Raw genomic sequence first — 15,620 nt, forward strand, 5'->3', positions numbered from 1 at the left:
TTCATGATCGTACGCAGAACGGGCGGCGGGACCGGCGTGCGGCGGGCTGGCGTGTCCCGCCGTCCCGGCCGCCGGACGCCCCCGGGAGCGCGAGGGCGGCGGGCAGGGTGAGGCCCGCGACGAGCGCGAGGGCCGGGAGGGCGGCGCCGTGCGCGGGGACGAAGCCGCCGGCCGGGACGACGGCGAGGAGGAGGGCGGCGGTGGCGACGCCGAGGGCGGGCCCGGTGTTCATGGCGGTCTGCTGGAGGCCGCCGGCGACCCCGGCGTGCTCCTCGGGCGCGTGCCGGACGATCGCGGCGGTCGCGGTGATCATCAGGGTGACGAACCCGGCGCCGAGGAGGGCCGCGCCGGTCCCGGTCGCCACGGCCCCCGCGGCGGTGTCGAGGCGGGCGAGGACCAGCACCCCGGAGGTGAGCAGGCCGCCGCCGGCGAGGGCGGCGCCCCGGGGGCCCAGGCGGCGCTGGAGCGGCGGACAGCACACGGCGCCGAGCACCATCAGGACGGCGAGCGGGAGGAAGCGGAGACCGGCGTCGAGCGGGTCGAGGCGCTGGACCTCCTGGAGGAAGTAGGTGGTGACGAAGAGGGTGCCGGAGAGGGCGGCGGAGGCGGCGAGCAGCGCGCCGAGCCCGGCGGCCACGGGCCGGCCGCGCAGCAGCGCGGGCGGCAGCAGGGGGTGCGGGGCCCGCCGTTCGTGGCGTACGAGGGCGAGCGCGGCGGCCGCCGAGGCGGCGAGGGTGACGGCGGCCCGGCCGGCGGCGCCGGGGTGCGGGAGGGTGACGAGCCCGTGCACGAGGAGGCCGAGCGCGCCGGCGAGCAGCAGGGCGCCCAGTGGATCGCCGCCGGCACGCGCGCGTGCCGGCTCCGTCCGGCGGGGCTCGCGGACGGTGAGGGCGAGGAGTCCGGCGGCGAGCGTCGGGGGCACGCCGAGGAGGAAGACGGAGCGCCAGCCGTACGCGGAGACCAGGGCGCCGCCGAGGAGCGGGCCGGCCGCGGCGGCGAGCCCGATGGCTCCGGTGCGCAGCGCGATGGGGCCGGTGAGCCGGTCGGGCGGGTAGGCGGCGCGGAGCATGCCCAGGGTGGCGGGCTGGAGCAGCGCCCCGCAGACCCCCTGGAGGACGCGGAGCAGCACGACGGCGCCGATTCCGGGGGCGAGCGCGATCCCGGCGGAGGCGGCGGCGAAGCCGAGGGCGCCGAGGGCGAAGACCCGGTGGTGGCCGTGCCGGTCGCCGAGGCGCCCGGCGAGGACGAGGAGGCTCGCGACGGCGACGAGGTAGCCGGTGCTGGTCCACTGGACCTGGGCGACGCCGGTGTGCAGGTCCCGCTGGAGGGCGGGCTGGGCGAGCGTCAGGACGGTGCCGTCGAGGGCGACGACGGCGGCACCGGTGACGCTGCACGCGAGGGTGCGGGCGCGGGCGCCGCGGGCGGGGAGGGGGCCGGCGGCGACGGTCACCGGGTGGGCTCCGCCGGGCCGAGATGGGCGTCGAGGGCGGCGCGGACGAGCGGGGCGGGGTCGTCGGAGCCGGTGGCGAGGGGGAGGCTGCCCCAGTGGCGGAGCTGGGCCAGTCCGTGGAGGTTCGCCCAGAGCGCGCCGGCGGCGGAGACGGCGTCGGTGCCGGGGCGGAGCTCGGCGACGAGCGCGGTGAGGCGGACGAAGAGCGGCAGGCTCGTCCCGCGCAGCCCCAGCCGGCCGCTCTCCAGCAGGTCGTGGCGGAACATCAGCTCGTACATGCCGCGGCGGTCGGCGGCGTATCCGAGGTAGACACGGGCGAGCGCCTCGATCCGGGCCCGGGGCCCGGCGTCCGTGCCTTCGGCTTCCCGGTCGGCCTCGGCGACGCGGGCGGCGAGTTCGGCGAAGCCCTCCCGGGCGATCGCCGAGAGCAGGTCGAGGTGGGTCGGGAACCAGCGGCGGGGCGCGCCGTGGGAGACGCCGGCGCGGCGGGCGATCTCGCGGAGCGTGAGGGCCTGGGCGCCTTCGGCGTCGACGAGGGCGACGCCGGTCCTGACGAGCCGTTCGCGCAGTCCGTCGCGCGCCTCGGCCTTGCCGGTGCGGTCGGCCCCGCTGCCGGCCTTCGCCTCGACGTCGACGTCGGGGGGCGTCTGAGCGTGATCCTGAGGTGCAGGGTGAGACATGGACACTGTCTACCACCTCGCGCAGACAGTGTCTACGAATCTCGGCCCGAGGGATAGACAGCGTCTACTTCCCCGGCGGCCCATCGGTTACACTGGTGGGCAGCGAAGGGGAGTAGCCCTGCGAACCGGTCGTCGACACACTGGAACCCCCGGGTTCCCGGTGACCGGGTCCGCGCACGACGCGGACGGGCGAGACCTTCGGCCAGGCATCACCGCGTCCACGATTCCGTGGGCGTGGTCCGTCATGCCGGGCCGAGTGGTCCTCCCGTCGCCCACCGAGGCGCCGTGCGGAGCCACCGGGCCCGGACCGAGCAGAGAGCGCCGGTATGCACCTCGACCCCTTGGCGATCGTCACCGCCTTCGGGCTCATCTTCCTCGCCGAGCTTCCCGACAAGACCATGTTCGCGTCGCTCGCCATGGGCACGCGCATGCGTCCCCTCTACGTGTGGTTCGGCACCTCCGCGGCCTTCGCGGTGCACGTCGCCATCGCCGTCGGCGCCGGCAGCCTCCTCGGGCTGCTCCCCGGCTGGATCGTCAAACTCGTCTCCGCGCTGCTGTTCGGCTTCGGCGCGTTCATCCTGCTGCGCGCCGGGGGCGACGACGAGGAGGACGACGCGGGCGGCAGGACCGTCACCGGCTTCTGGCCGGTGTTCTCCACCGCGTTCATGGCCGTCTTCATCAGCGAGTGGGGCGACCTGACCCAGATCACCACCGCCAACCTCGCCGCCACCAACGGCACCGCGTCGACCGCGATCGGCTCCTTCCTGGCGCTGACCTCGGTCTCCGCCCTGGCCCTGGTGGCCGGCCGCTTCATCGCCAAGCGCGTCCCGCTCAAGACCGTCCAGCGCATCGGCGGTGTCTGCATGGCGGGCCTCGCCGTCTGGTCCCTCGTCGAGGTCTTCACCGGCTGACGGACGCCGACCGCTCCCCTCCGGGGCCGTGACCGCACCCCGCGGGCACGGCCCCGGAGCCGTGTCCCCCGGGCCCCTCCGGTGCGATCACGCGATCCATGACCGCCGCCTCCGAACCGGCCGGCCGCCTCACGGCGTTCGGGAACCAGCTCGTCGACGTCCACCTCCGGCTCCGCGAGGAGCTCGCCCGGCTCCGCTCCGGGCTCGACGCCCTCCTGTCCGGCACCGGCGAGCGCCCCCACGAGCTGCGGGCGCGCTGCCTCGCCTTCTGCTCCGTGCCCACCCGCCACCACACCGCCGAGGACGGCGGCGTCTTCCCCGCGCTCGCCGGGGCCCGCCCCGAGCTGCGGCCCGTCCTCGACGAACCGGCCCACGACCACGTCCAGGCGGAGGAGGCGCCGGTCCGCCTCCAGGCCCTCCTCGACGGCCTGCCCACCGCGTCCGCCGCGCCGTTCGGCGCCGAGGAGGCACGCCGGGTGAGCGGCGAGCCGGACGGCCCGATCGCGCTCGTCGAATCGCACTTCACCTACGAGGAGAAGGAGCTCGTCGCGGCGCTCGACGCGCTCTCCGTCCCGCTGCCCGAGGACTTCGCGCGCTCCGCGACCTCACCGGCGGCTGACGCGCACCCCCTCACCGGTCACCGCCCCGAGCCCCTGGTCACCGTCGGGCGGCGCCCTCCCGCCTCCGCCGTCCGACGGCGAGCCTCATAGCGGGAGGGCTCCCGGTGGGGCACCGTCCCATCCGCAGACACCGGCACGCGCCGACCGCCACGAGAGGACGTCCCATGACCCACGATCCCGTCCACACCGAGCTCGACCGGCTGGCCGAGGAGACCTCCGCCCAGGTGATCGCCTGGCGCCGCCACCTCCACCGGCACCCCGAGCTGTCCAACCGCGAGGAGGGGACGGCCCGGCTGGTCGCCGACCACCTGCGGAGCCTGGGGCTCGACGAGGTCCGCACGGGCATCGCCGGGCACGGCGTGGTGGGCGTGCTGCGCGGTACGGCCGGCGGGGGCGGCGGCCGGGTGGCGGCGCTGCGCGCGGACACGGACGCGCTGCCGGTGAAGGACCTGTGCGGGGTGGACTTCGCCTCGGAGGTGGTGGACGCCGACTACCCGGGCGGCCCGTTCCCGGTCTCGCACGCCTGCGGCCACGACTGCCACACCGCGATGCTGATGGGCGCGGCGACGGTCCTGGCCGGGGTGCGCGACCGGCTTCCGGGCACGGTCCTCCTCGTCTTCCAGCCGGCCGAGGAGGGCCCGCCGGTGACCGAGACCGGCGGCGCGCTCGCCATGGTCGACGCCGGCGCCTTCGCCGACCCGGTGCCGACGATGGCGTTCGGGATGCACGTGACGCCGTTCCCGAAGGGGTACGTGGGCTACCGGGCGGGCAACCAGTACGGCGCCTCGGTGCTGGTCCGGATCACCATCGGCGGCAAGCAGGTGCACGGCTCCACCCCGTGGCAGGGGGTGGACCCGATGCCGGCGGCCGGCGCGGTGCTCACCGGCATCGGGCAGCTGTACCGCCAGGTGTCCGCCTTCGACCCGGTCACCGTCACCATCGGGCACGTCGAGGACGTCGGCCGGTTCAACATCATCGGCCAGACGGTGACGCTCTGGGGCACCGTCCGCTGCGCGGTGGAGGCCGACATGGCCGAGGTGCGGGAGCGGCTCCGGCGACTGGCCGAGCACTCGGCGGCGGCGTACGGGGCGACGGCCGAGGTGGAGTACCTCCAGCCGGTGCCGCCGGTGCACAACGCCGGGCCCTGGGTGGAGGCGGGACTGCCGACCTTCCGGCGGGTGGTGGGCGAGGAGCGGGTCACCGAGACCGGGGCGACCCTCGGCTACGACGACGTCTCCGAGTTCATCCGGCGCTTCGGCGGGCTGTACGTGATGCTGGGCGTCCAGGACGCGAAGCTGGGCGCCGACGGGCTGCCGGTCCCGGAGGAGGGCGGCCGCGGCCTGGTCACCAACCACAACCCGCACTTCTACGCCGACGACGACACCCTCGTGACCGGTGTCCGGCTCCACGCGCACGTGGCGTACGACCACCTGACGGGAGCGCTCCTCCCGGCGGGCTGAGCCCGGTCCCGCGGCCCCGAGTTGCGCCTCCGTACGCAGCCTGGAGGCTGGGGGTATGAACCAGGACCTCACCGACCTCACCGCCGTCGCCGACGAGCACCTGGCCGCCGCCCGCAGCGCGCCGCACGGGCGCAGCGCCCATCTCGTGCTGCACGACGGCGCGCTGCGGCAGACAGTGATCGCGCTGAAGGCCGGCACGGCCCTGGACGAGCACAACGCTCCCCCGGCGGCGAGCCTCCAGGTGCTCAGCGGCCGGGTGCGGCTCACCACCCACGGCTGGTCGGACGAACTGGCCGCGGGCGCGCTGCGGCTGATCCCCCAGGAACGGCACGGGCTCACCGCGGTGGACGACTGCGTGGTGCTCCTGACGGCGGTCAACGACTGACGACCGCCGGCCGGCCGGAGGCGTCACCCGGTCGCGTCGAGGTCCCGCGCGTAGTGCTCGATGGCCCTGCGGTACTCCCGTACGGACGGGTCCTCGCTGGTGGCGGCGAGGAGGGTCAGGAGCAGCCGTACGGAGTCGTGGTGGCGGCCGGTGTTGTAGAGGGCCATCGCGAGGAAGGCGCGCAGGGCGCCGTCCTCGGGGAACTCGGCCGAGGCCCGTCCCAGCAGCGCCGCGGCGTCCTCGTACCGGCCGAGGGTCCGGTAGGTGCTGCCGAGGCCGAGGAGGGCGCCGCGCCGGTCGTCGGCGGTCAGGCCGGTTCCGGCGAGCGCGGTCTCGTAGTAGGGCACGGCCTCGGCCTCCAGGCCGAGCACGTCGTGGGCCCAGGCGGTCTGGTAGGCGACCTCGGCGTCGCCGGGGAGCCGCGCGGCGAGGGCGACCAGTCGCCGCCGGGCCTCTTCCTCGCCGCCTCCGGAGCGGAGGACGACGGCCTCGGAGAGGAGGCGGTCACGTTCCTCGGGGGCAGGGGTGCTGTCGTTCATCCGGTCATGCTCGCAGCGGGGGCGCCGGCGGGCGAGGCGTTTTCGGGCGGCCTGGCCGGGTGCCCCGGGGGCGGCGCCCGGAGGCGGTGCGGAGCGCGTACCGGCGGGCACGGGCGCGGCGGCTGACGCTCCGTCGCACCCGCCCCTCGCTCCGGCCCCTCGCTGGCGCCCCGCGCCCACCGGGCTCCCGCTCACACCCCCCGCCGCTGTTAACGTTCATGAATGCGGCCTTTGTCCCGATTCGATGTGCGTGGTCTCGCGCGGCGGGCGGCAGCCCTGCGGCCCCGGCGGCGCACCGGCACCGTCACCCTGCCGGAGGACGGGACGGCCGGCCGGGAACGGCTCCGGGACCTCGCCTCGCTCCTCTGCGAGCTCGGTTCCGACCTGCTGCGGGCCGCCGAGCGCAGCTCGGAGGTCGAGCGGACGCTGCACGACGTCGCCACCCGCTACGGCACCCGGGCCCGCTGCTTCGTCGTGCCCACCGGGCTCTTCGTCCGCGTCGGCGGCGGACCCGACGGGCGCGGCGGCGAACTCGACTTCGCCCCGGTCGAGGGCCCCGACCTGCGGCTCGACCAGGTGGAGTCGCTCCAGGCGCTCGTCACCCGGATGCGCGCGGAGGAGGTGCCGTTCGACGAGGTGCGGCGCGCGCTCCGGGAGAACCGGGAGCGGCCGGACCGGTTCAGCCCGGCGACCACCGTCCTCGGCTACGTGCTGCTGACGGTCGGCCTCGGCACCATGCGGCACGCGACCGTGCCCGCCGTCGCCGGATACGCGGTGCTCGGCGCGGGCGTCGGCCTGCTGCGCCTCTTCGGCGACCGGCTGCCCGCCGCCCGTACCGCCCTGCCGGTCGTCACCGCCATCCTGGTCACCGCCGCCGCGCTGCGCTGGGCGGGTCCCCTCCTCCACGAGAACCCCGCCGTGCTCTACATTCCGCCGCTCATCGCCTTCCTGCCCGGCGCGGCGCTCACGCTCGGCGCCATCGAACTCGCCACCGGGGCCGCGCTGTCCGGGATCTCCCGGCTGGCCGGCGCGGTGAGCGTCCTGCTGCTGCTGTCGCTCGGCATCCTCGTCGGCTCCGAACTGCTGCGGCCCCACCCCGTCGGCGGGAAGGCCGCCGAACCGCTCGGCGCGTGGGCCCCCTGGGCCGGCGTGCTGCTGCTCGGCTTCGGCTTCCTGCTGTACTTCTCCGCCCCGCCCCGGGTCACCGGCTGGCTGCTCGGCGCCCTCCTCGTCGAACGGCTCGTGCAGTCGACCGCCTCCGAGGTGGCGGGCGCGGCCTTCGGCGCCTTCGCCGCCGGAGCGGTCCTGCCCCCGATGGCGAGCTGGATCGAGAAGCGCTCCCGCACCCCCGACCAGGTGGTCTTCCTGCCCTGCTTCTGGCTCCTGGTCCCCGGCGCGGTCGGGCTCACCAGCGTCTCGGAGATCATCGTCGAGAAGGACACCGACGGCGGCCTGAACAGCCTGACCGGCACGGTGATCACGGTCGCCGCGATCGCCCTCGGCGTGCTCGTGGGCGCCGGCCTCCAGCGCCGGCCCCGGCTGCTGCTCGGCGAACCCGCGCCGAGCACCCCCGAGCCCGCCCCCGGCGAGGAGGGACCCGGCGGGGCCGTCGGCGCGGAGACCTCGCGGGAGGGCGCGGGCGGCTGAGCCGGGCCCGGGGAGGGGCGGGGGCCGGGCTCGGGGAGAAAGGCCGGGACCGGGGAGAAAGGCCGGGACCGGGCTCGGCGGACGGGGCTCAGAGGGCGGGGCGCAACGGGGTTCCGGCCGCGCCGGGACGGGCCGCCCGGGCCCCGAGGGCGCTGCCGCGCAGCCACTGCGACCAGCCGAGGTTCCAGTCACCGTAGCCGTTGTCGAACGGGGTCATCGGCTCCCCGTACCCGTTGACGACCCGCACCGGGTCGCCCTCGCGGACCGTGCGGAAGAGCCAGCGGGCGTCCTCCGTGGACATGCCCGTGCAGCCGTGGCTCACGTCCTCGCTCCCCTGCGCGTCCAGGGACCAGGGGGCGGCGTGCAGGTACTCGCCGCTCCACGTCACCCGGGTGGCCCAGCGCACCTTCAGGTCGTAGAACTCGCGGCTGCCGCGGGCGATGCCGATGGAGTCGCCGCGCATCCGGACCACGGCCTCCTTGCCGAGGACGAGCTTGGTGCCGACCCGGGTGCGGAAACCGGGCTTGCCGGTGGTGACCGGGATGACCCGCACCAGACCGCCGTCGCGGTAGACCCGCATCTCGTGGGCGGCGACGTCGGTGACGGCCTCCACGCGGGCGCCCGTGGTGAAGGTGAGGGGGCGTGAGCGACCGCCGCGCAGACGGTCGGTGACGCGGGCCCCGTCGAGACCGGAGCGGACCCGGACGGTGGCGCCCGAGGGCCAGTAGAAGCGCGGCCGGTAGTGCAGGGTGTCGGCGTCCACCCAGTGCCAGGCCCCCTCGGCCCGGGGTTCGCTGCGCACCTCCAGGGCCCGCTCGACGACCCGGCGGGCGGCCGGATCGGCGGCCGGGACGGGGTGGCTGAGCTCGGCGGTGACCGGCTGGCCCACTCCGTACGTCCGCCGCCGCTCACCGTCGCCGGGACCGAAGGCGACGGTGAGCCGCTCGCCCTCGGGAGCCTTCGCGGTGCGGACGGCGAGCCGGAGGACCCTGCGGCGGGGACCGTCCGGCCCGTTCTCCTCCAGGACGAGCCGGGCGGTGTACGCGCCTCCGGCGGGCAGCGGGAGCTCGCTGGTCCAGCGGGTGCCGTCGGCGCCGGTGCGGCCGGCGATCCGGCGGCCCGCGCGGTCGGTGACGGTCACGTCGGTGAGCCGGCCGGGGCCGCGCAGCGCGAGGTCGACGGGGCCGGTGGCGGTTTCGGGCAGGGCGACGGCCGGGGCGTCCGGGGCGTCCAGGGTCACGGTGGTGCGGGGCACCCGGCAGAGGCCGCCGGTGCCGGAGCAGGTCCCGACCGTGAGGACGGCGGGCCCCCGGGGGGTCGCGGCGGCGGCGCGGCCGGTGGCGGGGGCCTGCGCGGCGGCGGTGGTGACGAGTACGGCCCCGACGGCGAGGGAGAGCGCTCCCCACCCCTGTACGTATCGGCGTGACGGCACGTCGGACACCCTCCCCTTTCGTCACCGACCGGTCGGAAGGCCGGCGGACGGGCGCCGGCCCGATCATCAGAACCGACGGGAGGGGAAAAGGATGATCACGGGCCCGGGCGTGGCGGAGGAGAGGCCGGGGAGACGACTCGAATGGGTCAGCGGGGCGGTTCCGGAAGCTCCTCGCCGGTCTCCAGGAGCGACTTCAGGCTGGAGACGATCGCGGGCCAGCCCTCCCCGATGAGTCCCCGCACGATGCCGTCCGGTTCCAGGCCGTCGTGGGTGACGGTCAGCCGGACCGTGTCGCCCGAGGGTTCGACGGTGAAGGCGACGGTGGACCTGCGCTCGCGGGAGAGGACGCCGTACACCTCGTCGTCCAGGCCGACGGCCTTCGCCCATTCGGGGGTGAAGGTGTGCCAGGTGTAGGCGAGGCGGCGGCCCGGGACGGCCTCGACGACGACCTGCTCGGGGTCGGCGGTCCTGCGGTCGCCCTCGTCCCAGACCATCGGCGCGCCGGGGGTCCACTCCGTCTCGAAGGCCACGCCCCAGTAGCGCCGGGTGAGTTCCGGCTCGGTGAGCGCCCTCCAGAGCTCGTCCGGAGTGGTCCTGATGTAGCTGGTGTAGACGTACGCGTCGGTGTCCATGGCGCTGCTCGATCCTCCGGCTCGCCGGTCGTCTCCCCCGTGGTGTCGTGGTGATCCAGCCTAGGCAGGCGCCGGACCGCCCGCGCGGCAGGGACGTGCGGACCGCCCCCGCCGCGCCGGGGGCGAGGGGTCCTTCCGCTCGTTGATTAGGTGCGGAGGAAACTATTCAACGGACTGCTAGCGTGTCCGGATGTCGCTCAAGCACGCCGTCCTCGCAGCTCTCCTGGAGGGCGAGGCATCCGGATACGACCTCGCCAAGATCTTCGACGTGTCCGTCGCCAATTTCTGGGCCGCCACCCCCCAGCAGCTCTACCGCGAGCTCGACCGGCTCTCGGAGGCCGGTCTCATCACCGCGCGGGTCGTCGAACAGGAACGGCGGCCGAACAAGCGGATGTTCAGCCTCACCCCGGAGGGCCGGCGGGACCTCGACGCCTTCACCTCCGCGGCACCTCGGCCGACGGCGGTCCGGGACGAGCTGATGGTGCAGGTCCAGGCGTGCGACGGCGGTGACACCCGGGCCGTACGGGGCTTCGTGGCCCGACGCATGGACGCCTCCCGGGACAAGCTGGCGCGCTACGAGCGGCTGCGGGAGTGGCTGCTCGACGGCCGGGACGAGGAGACGTACCTGCGCGATTCCGAGCGCGTCGGCCCGTATCTGACGCTGATGCGCGGCCGGTTGCTGGAGGAGGAGAACCTCCGCTGGAGCGAGCGGGTCCTGGCGGTGCTGGACGCGCGGATCGCCGCGGGCCGGGGCGGCCACGGGGTGACGGCGGCTCCTACCCTGCGGTAGAACTCTCGGGTAGCCCGCCGGGGTGGCCGGCGGACGCGGAACGGGCGGACACCGGTGACCGGGACGCCCGGCGAAGGGGCGACCTCATGAACGTCGGCGATCTCGTCGAGGACTTCACCCTTCCGGATGAGACCGGGGCGGCGCGCTCCCTCTCCGGACTGCTCGCCGAGGGGCCGGTGGTCCTCTTCTTCTATCCGGCGGCGATGACACCCGGCTGCACCGCGGAGGCCTGCCACTTCCGCGACCTGGCGGCCGAGTTCCGCGCGGCCGGCGCGCTGCCCGTCGGCGTGAGCGGCGACGGCGTGGAGCGGCAGCGGGAGTTCACCGAGCGGCACTCGCTCGGCTATCCGCTGCTCTCCGACCCCGAGGGCACCGTGCGGGAGCGCTTCGGCGTGCGGCGCGGCTTCTCGCTGGCCCCGACGAAGCGGGTCACGTTCGTGATCGGGCAGGACCGGCGGATCAAGGAGGTCGTCCGCAGCGAGCTGCGGATGAGCGCCCACGCGGACCGGGCGCTGACCGCGCTCGCGGCGCTGCGCACCGCCTGACCGCGCCCGGGTCCCGGGCCCGCACGCCGAGCAAGGCGGGACGGCCACGACATGCGGGCGCGGGCCGGACGGGTGAGACTCGCTCCAACGCTCGGCCTCCCGGCCGGCGAGCGAACGGAGTGTGCAGGAATGGACGACTACCCCCTCCTGAACGTCTTCTGGACGATGATGTGGTTCTTCCTCTGGATCATGTGGCTCTTCCTGCTCTTCAAGGTGATCACGGACATCTTCCGGGACCACGGACTGAGCGGCTGGGGCAAGGCGGGCTGGCTGATCTTCTGCATCCTGCTCCCCTATCTCGGCGTGCTGGTCTACGTGATCGCCCGGGGCAAGGGCATGGGGCACCGTGACGCCGAGCAGGCCCGGGCGGCCGAGGCCCGCTTCCAGGAGTACATCCGGCAGACGGCCGGCACCCAGGCCGCCGCGAACGGCTCCCCGAGCGCCACGGACGAACTCACGCGGCTCGCCGACCTCAAGGCGAAGGGCGCGATCTCCGAGGAGGAGTTCCAGCAGGCGAAGACCAAGATCCTCGCCTGACCCGCTTCCGCCCCACCCCCGCCCTCCGGCGGACCCCGGTATCCCGGACTGCGCACCCTTAATGCGAGTCCGGGATACCGCTTTGATACGGTCGCCCCGTGAGGCTGACCAAGTTCACCGACCTGGCCCTGCGCGCCGTGATGCGCCTGGCGGTCACCGACGACGAGGAGCCCGTCACCACGCGCGCGGTGGCGGAGGAGATGGCGGTGCCGCACGCCCACATGGCGAAGGTGGTCACCCGGCTCCGACACCTCGGCGTGGTGGAGGCCCGGCGCGGGCGCGGGGGCGGGCTCGCCCTCACGGACTTCGGCCGGCGCTCCTCCGTGGGCTGGCTGACCAGGACGCTGGAGGGCGAGGAGGAGGTCGTCGGCTGCGAGGCCGATCCACCCTGCCCGCTGCGGGCGGCCTGCCGCCTGCGGGGCGCGCTGCGGGAGGCCCAGGACGCCTTCTACCGCGCGCTCGACCCGCTGACGGTGGCCGATCTCGTACGGTCACCGACGGGCCCGGTGCTGCTCTCGCTCACCCCCCGCCCCCCGTCATGACCTCGCGCACCCCACCCCGGGCGGCCCGCGCCCCCGGGGCTTCCACCTCACTTTAAATACGTAGATCATCTACCAGATTGAGAGTTCCGATGCTGTCCGAGCAGGCCGTACCCGTCGTCCGCGCCACGCTGCCCGCCGTCGGCGGAGCGCTCGACCAGATCACCGAGCGCTTCTACGGGCGGCTCTTCGACGCCCACCCCGAGCTGCTGCGCGACCTCTTCAACCGGGGCAACCAGGCCAACGGCGACCAGCGCAAGGCGCTCGCCGGCTCCATAGCCGCCTTCGCCGTCGCGCTCCTGGAACACCCGGACACCCGCCCCGACACGATGCTCTCCCGCATCGCGCACAAGCACGCGTCCCTCGGCGTCACGGCCGACCAGTACAAGGTCGTGCACGAGCACCTCTTCGCCGCGATCGTCGAGGTGCTCGGCGAAGCCGTCACCCCCGAGGTCGCCCGGGCCTGGGACGAGGTCTACTGGCTGATGGCGAACGCGCTCATCGCGCTGGAGACCCGCCTCTACCAGGAGGCGGGCGTCGAGAGCGGCGAGGTCTGGCGGCCGGTGCGGATCTCCGAGCGGCGCGAGGAGACCGCGGACACCGTCTCCCTCGTGCTCACGGACCCGGACGGCTCGCCGCTGCCGCCCTTCCGGCCCGGCCAGTACGTGAGCGTGCGCGTCGCCCTGCCGGACGGCGCCCACCAGATACGCCAGTACAGCCTCTCCTCCGCCCCCGGCCGCCCCGCCTGGCGGATCACGGTCAAGCGGGTCGACGGCGACCCGGCGGGCGAGGTCTCGAACCGGCTCCACTCCCACGCGGCGGCCGGTGACGTCCTGGAGGTCTCCGCTCCCTTCGGCGACCTGGTGCTGCCCGAGGGCGACGGCCCGCTGCTGCTCGCCTCCGCCGGCATCGGCAGCACCCCGATGCTGGCCATGCTCGACCACCTGGCCGCCACCGGCGCCCGCCGCCCGGTCGTCGTCGTGCACGCCGACCGCTCCCCCGAGGCCCACGCCCACGCCGAGGAGCTGCGCGAGCTGGTCGGCCGGCTGCCGGAGGGCAGCCTGCACCTCTGGTACGAGGAGCCGGGCGCGTCCGGCGCGCGCGAGGGCCGCGCCGACGTCGGCTCGCTGGAGCTGCCGGCCGGCACCCACGCCTACCTCTGCGGTCCGCTCCCCTTCCTGCGGACGGTCCGCGGCGACCTCGTCGCCTCCGGAGTCGCCGCGGCCGACGTCCACTACGAGGTCTTCGGCCCCGACCTCTGGCTGGGCACCGCCGCCTGAACCGGACCGCGGATGGACCGCAGACGGACCGCGGACTGACTGCGGACGGCCGGTCCGGGGCGTGGCTCCCTTCGCCCCGGACCGACCATGATCCTTCGATCCTCAAGCGCCATGGCGTTCCCGCTGCGGATCCTGCATAGTGTGGGCGCGGATCGGCCTCGTAATCAGTGGGCCGACAGGGAATGGACGGAAGCGATGGGATCGTACGGAGCGGGTGGCACCCACCTCGACGCGCGGCGGCCGGTACGGGGGATCGCCCTCGACATCGGCAGCTCACGGACACGGGCCTGGGCGCCGGGCGCCGGGGTCTTCGCCGACGTGCCGAGCACGGCGGTCCGGCGCGGCCGGGTGGCGGACGACTCCTCCCAGCTTCTGCTCCTCAAGCGGCTCGCCGCCTCCGCCCCGGGCGCCGAGGGCCACGACACCGTCGTGATGCTGACCCATCCGGTGCTCGCCGCCCCGGCGGAACGCGAGGCGGCCCGCCGGGTGGTGGCCGGGCTCGGCCCGGTCCGGGTGATCGCCGTCGACAGCGCCCGGGCCGCCGCCGCCTACGCGGCGCCGCCCGGCGGCGGCCCGCTGCTCGTGGTCGACCTCGGCGCCCGGCTGACCGAGGTCACGCTCGTCGTGGACGGGCAGGTGCAGGACGCGCGGCTCGCGGAACTCGGCATGGACGACCTGCCGGAGCACGGCGGGGCGCCGGACGCCGTGGTGGGCACGGCCGCCGACATGGTGGCCGACATGTGGCGCGAGGACGGCACCGGCGCGGTGCGCGGGGCGCTGCGCCGCGGGGTCCTGGTGACGGGCGGCGGCGCGCTCCGGCTCGACGTGACCGCGCGGCTCGCGCAGGTGCTGCGCGGCCGGGTCCGGCTGGCCAACGATCCGGCGACCAGCGTGGTCCGGGGCGCCGGCCTGATGCTGGCCTCGGCGCTGCGGCATCCGGGAGCCCGGCGCACCCCGTGACGGGAGCGCGCCGGGCCCGGGATCAGCAGCCGGTCGCCCAGATGTGGGAGTCGCCGCGGTCGTTGGCCGCGCCGCTGTACCCCACCTCCTGTCCCGGGGCGAGGCAGATGGTCATGCCGCCGCCCTGCCAGGCGCTCTCGTAGACCCGCACGTGGTCCTTGATGCCGGGGCCGGAAATGCCGTGGTTGGCCCACGAGGAGTCGGTGTCGGAGATCCAGTTCTCCCACCAGCCGTCGTCACCGCTCCAGTTGGCCCGCTGTCCGCCGAAGTTCGCCTCCTGCCAGACGCAGAAGTTCCCGGAGGGGCATTCGGCGGCGGCGGCGGGACCCGCGACGGCGAGGCCGGTGGTGAGGGCGAGCAGGGCGGCGGCCGTGGTGGCCAGGATTCGCTTCACGAGGGGGCGTTGCCTTTCGGTGAGGGGGTGGGCGCGGGCAGCCGGACCGCCCGCAGCAGTGCGCGGTCGCGCAGCTGCCGGTAGGTGGTGAGCTCCTCGCGGTGCAGGGCGCGCACCTCGGTCAGCTCGGCGCGCTCCAGTCGGGCGCGGGTCTCGTCGAGGCCGGTCTCCCGCGCGCAGCGGGCGGCGTCCTCGGGGTCGGGGTTCCGCGGGCGGGGCCGGCCGGGCGGTGCGACGCAGGCGGTCCACCGGGCGAGGGCGGTGCGGTGGGCGGGGTCGTCGCGGTAGCGCGCCTGGGCCTCCGCGCGGAGGTTGTCGACGACGACCTGGACCCGGAACCAGCGCCGCTGGTCGCCGTAGAGCCGCCGGCGGGCGGCGGCCAGGCAGCCGTCGCTGTGGGCGGTGACGGTGGCGCCGGTGGCGAGCGTCACGGAGAGTTCGCGCGGGCCGGTCCCGAACAGGGCGGCCCTGAAGGCCCCGTCCTGGGCGGGCGCGCGCGGTTCGGCGGTGACCCGGATGCCGCGGCCGGCGAGACAGTCGTCGACGAGCCGGCGCTCCGCGGCCCTGAGGAGGGCGTCCTGGGCGGCGCGCGTCTCCGGCACCGCGGGCGGTCCCGGCAGGTCGGGGCGGACGGAGGTACAGCCGGCGAGCAGGGTCAGAACGGCGGCGGCCGGCAGGGCCCGGCGGGCGAGCTGCGTCGTGGCGTACGGCATGGGTCCCCCCGCGAGCGATGGCGTGGTGCCTGGTCGACGGGCCGGAGGATGATCATCGGTCGGCCCGCACGATCACTGCCCGTGACGGGTGCGGCTATGCGTGACC

18 protein-coding genes are annotated in these 15,620 nt (G+C 75.5%); 11 read left to right on the plus strand and 7 right to left on the minus strand.

The window, feature by feature from the left end:
• Nucleotide 1: 1 nt before the first annotated feature.
• A complete protein-coding gene (locus ACF1ED_RS09875; RefSeq protein ID WP_391758423.1) occupies nucleotides 2–1,450 on the minus strand; it encodes an MFS transporter in 1,449 nt (482 codons plus the stop codon).
• Nucleotides 1,447–2,130, minus strand: coding sequence for a TetR/AcrR family transcriptional regulator (locus tag ACF1ED_RS09880; protein ID WP_391758425.1), 684 nt, complete (start codon nucleotides 2,128–2,130; stop codon nucleotides 1,447–1,449). The genes ACF1ED_RS09875 and ACF1ED_RS09880 overlap by 4 nt, the downstream gene beginning before the upstream one ends.
• A gap of 326 nt (nucleotides 2,131–2,456) precedes the next feature.
• Here ACF1ED_RS09880 and ACF1ED_RS09885 point away from each other — a divergent pair, with 326 nt between their 5' ends.
• From ACF1ED_RS09885 to ACF1ED_RS09900, 4 genes are all read left to right on the plus strand, one after another.
• The gene (locus tag ACF1ED_RS09885) at nucleotides 2,457–3,041 is read left to right on the plus strand and encodes a TMEM165/GDT1 family protein (protein ID WP_391758427.1); all 585 of its coding nucleotides are present in this window, start codon (nucleotides 2,457–2,459) and stop codon (nucleotides 3,039–3,041) included.
• Nucleotides 3,042–3,139: 98 nt separating this feature from the next.
• Entirely contained in the window at nucleotides 3,140–3,751 is a 612-nt protein-coding gene (locus ACF1ED_RS09890; RefSeq protein ID WP_391758429.1) for a hemerythrin domain-containing protein, read from the plus strand.
• A gap of 74 nt (nucleotides 3,752–3,825) precedes the next feature.
• Nucleotides 3,826–5,121 (plus strand): M20 family metallopeptidase, encoded by a 1,296-nt coding sequence (locus tag ACF1ED_RS09895; protein WP_391758431.1) that lies wholly within the window; start codon nucleotides 3,826–3,828, stop codon nucleotides 5,119–5,121.
• Nucleotides 5,122–5,176: 55 nt separating this feature from the next.
• A complete protein-coding gene (locus tag ACF1ED_RS09900; RefSeq protein WP_391758433.1) occupies nucleotides 5,177–5,506 on the plus strand; it encodes a cupin in 330 nt (109 codons plus the stop codon).
• A 23-nt stretch (nucleotides 5,507–5,529) separates the two neighbouring features.
• Here ACF1ED_RS09900 and ACF1ED_RS09905 read toward each other — a convergent pair whose 3' ends face one another.
• Nucleotides 5,530–6,045, minus strand: coding sequence for a tetratricopeptide repeat protein (locus ACF1ED_RS09905; protein ID WP_391758435.1), 516 nt, complete (start codon nucleotides 6,043–6,045; stop codon nucleotides 5,530–5,532).
• A 231-nt stretch (nucleotides 6,046–6,276) separates the two neighbouring features.
• Here ACF1ED_RS09905 and ACF1ED_RS09910 point away from each other — a divergent pair, with 231 nt between their 5' ends.
• Nucleotides 6,277–7,692, plus strand: a complete 1,416-nt coding sequence (locus tag ACF1ED_RS09910) for a threonine/serine exporter ThrE family protein (RefSeq protein ID WP_391758437.1) — start codon at nucleotides 6,277–6,279, stop codon at nucleotides 7,690–7,692.
• Between the two features lie 88 nt (nucleotides 7,693–7,780).
• Here ACF1ED_RS09910 and ACF1ED_RS09915 read toward each other — a convergent pair whose 3' ends face one another.
• Nucleotides 7,781–9,124 (minus strand): Ig-like domain-containing protein, encoded by a 1,344-nt coding sequence (locus ACF1ED_RS09915; RefSeq protein WP_391758439.1) that lies wholly within the window; start codon nucleotides 9,122–9,124, stop codon nucleotides 7,781–7,783.
• 146 nt (nucleotides 9,125–9,270) lie between these two features.
• Nucleotides 9,271–9,756, minus strand: coding sequence for an SRPBCC family protein (locus ACF1ED_RS09920; protein ID WP_391758441.1), 486 nt, complete (start codon nucleotides 9,754–9,756; stop codon nucleotides 9,271–9,273).
• A 190-nt stretch (nucleotides 9,757–9,946) separates the two neighbouring features.
• On the opposite strand from ACF1ED_RS09920, the gene ACF1ED_RS09925 reads away from it, so the two are divergent.
• From ACF1ED_RS09925 to ACF1ED_RS09950, 6 genes are all read left to right on the plus strand, one after another.
• Entirely contained in the window at nucleotides 9,947–10,546 is a 600-nt protein-coding gene (locus tag ACF1ED_RS09925) for a PadR family transcriptional regulator (RefSeq protein WP_391758443.1), read from the plus strand.
• Nucleotides 10,547–10,632: 86 nt separating this feature from the next.
• Complete coding sequence (locus ACF1ED_RS09930) at nucleotides 10,633–11,091, plus strand: peroxiredoxin (protein ID WP_391758445.1); 459 nt, start codon at nucleotides 10,633–10,635, stop codon at nucleotides 11,089–11,091.
• A gap of 129 nt (nucleotides 11,092–11,220) precedes the next feature.
• Nucleotides 11,221–11,628 (plus strand): SHOCT domain-containing protein, encoded by a 408-nt coding sequence (locus ACF1ED_RS09935; RefSeq protein ID WP_391758447.1) that lies wholly within the window; start codon nucleotides 11,221–11,223, stop codon nucleotides 11,626–11,628.
• A gap of 98 nt (nucleotides 11,629–11,726) precedes the next feature.
• Entirely contained in the window at nucleotides 11,727–12,170 is a 444-nt protein-coding gene (locus ACF1ED_RS09940; RefSeq protein ID WP_391758448.1) for an RrF2 family transcriptional regulator, read from the plus strand.
• An 89-nt stretch (nucleotides 12,171–12,259) separates the two neighbouring features.
• Nucleotides 12,260–13,447, plus strand: a complete 1,188-nt coding sequence (locus ACF1ED_RS09945; RefSeq protein WP_391758450.1) for a globin domain-containing protein — start codon at nucleotides 12,260–12,262, stop codon at nucleotides 13,445–13,447.
• A gap of 195 nt (nucleotides 13,448–13,642) precedes the next feature.
• The gene (locus tag ACF1ED_RS09950; protein ID WP_391758452.1) at nucleotides 13,643–14,407 is read left to right on the plus strand and encodes a rod shape-determining protein MreC; all 765 of its coding nucleotides are present in this window, start codon (nucleotides 13,643–13,645) and stop codon (nucleotides 14,405–14,407) included.
• Between the two features lie 22 nt (nucleotides 14,408–14,429).
• Here ACF1ED_RS09950 and ACF1ED_RS09955 read toward each other — a convergent pair whose 3' ends face one another.
• Nucleotides 14,430–14,801 carry a peptidase inhibitor family I36 protein gene (locus tag ACF1ED_RS09955; protein ID WP_391758454.1) on the minus strand — a complete coding sequence of 124 codons (372 nt, stop codon included), beginning with the start codon at nucleotides 14,799–14,801 and terminating at the stop codon, nucleotides 14,430–14,432.
• Nucleotides 14,798–15,514: a hypothetical protein gene (locus tag ACF1ED_RS09960; RefSeq protein WP_391758456.1), complete on the minus strand. Its 717-nt coding sequence runs from the start codon at nucleotides 15,512–15,514 to the stop codon at nucleotides 14,798–14,800. Before ACF1ED_RS09960 ends, ACF1ED_RS09955 begins: the two co-directional genes overlap by 4 nt.
• Nucleotides 15,515–15,620 lie beyond the last annotated feature (106 nt).

The organism is Streptomyces sp. NPDC014656 (assembly GCF_043084305.1).
Classification (GTDB): Bacteria; Actinomycetota; Actinomycetes; order Streptomycetales; family Streptomycetaceae; genus Streptomyces.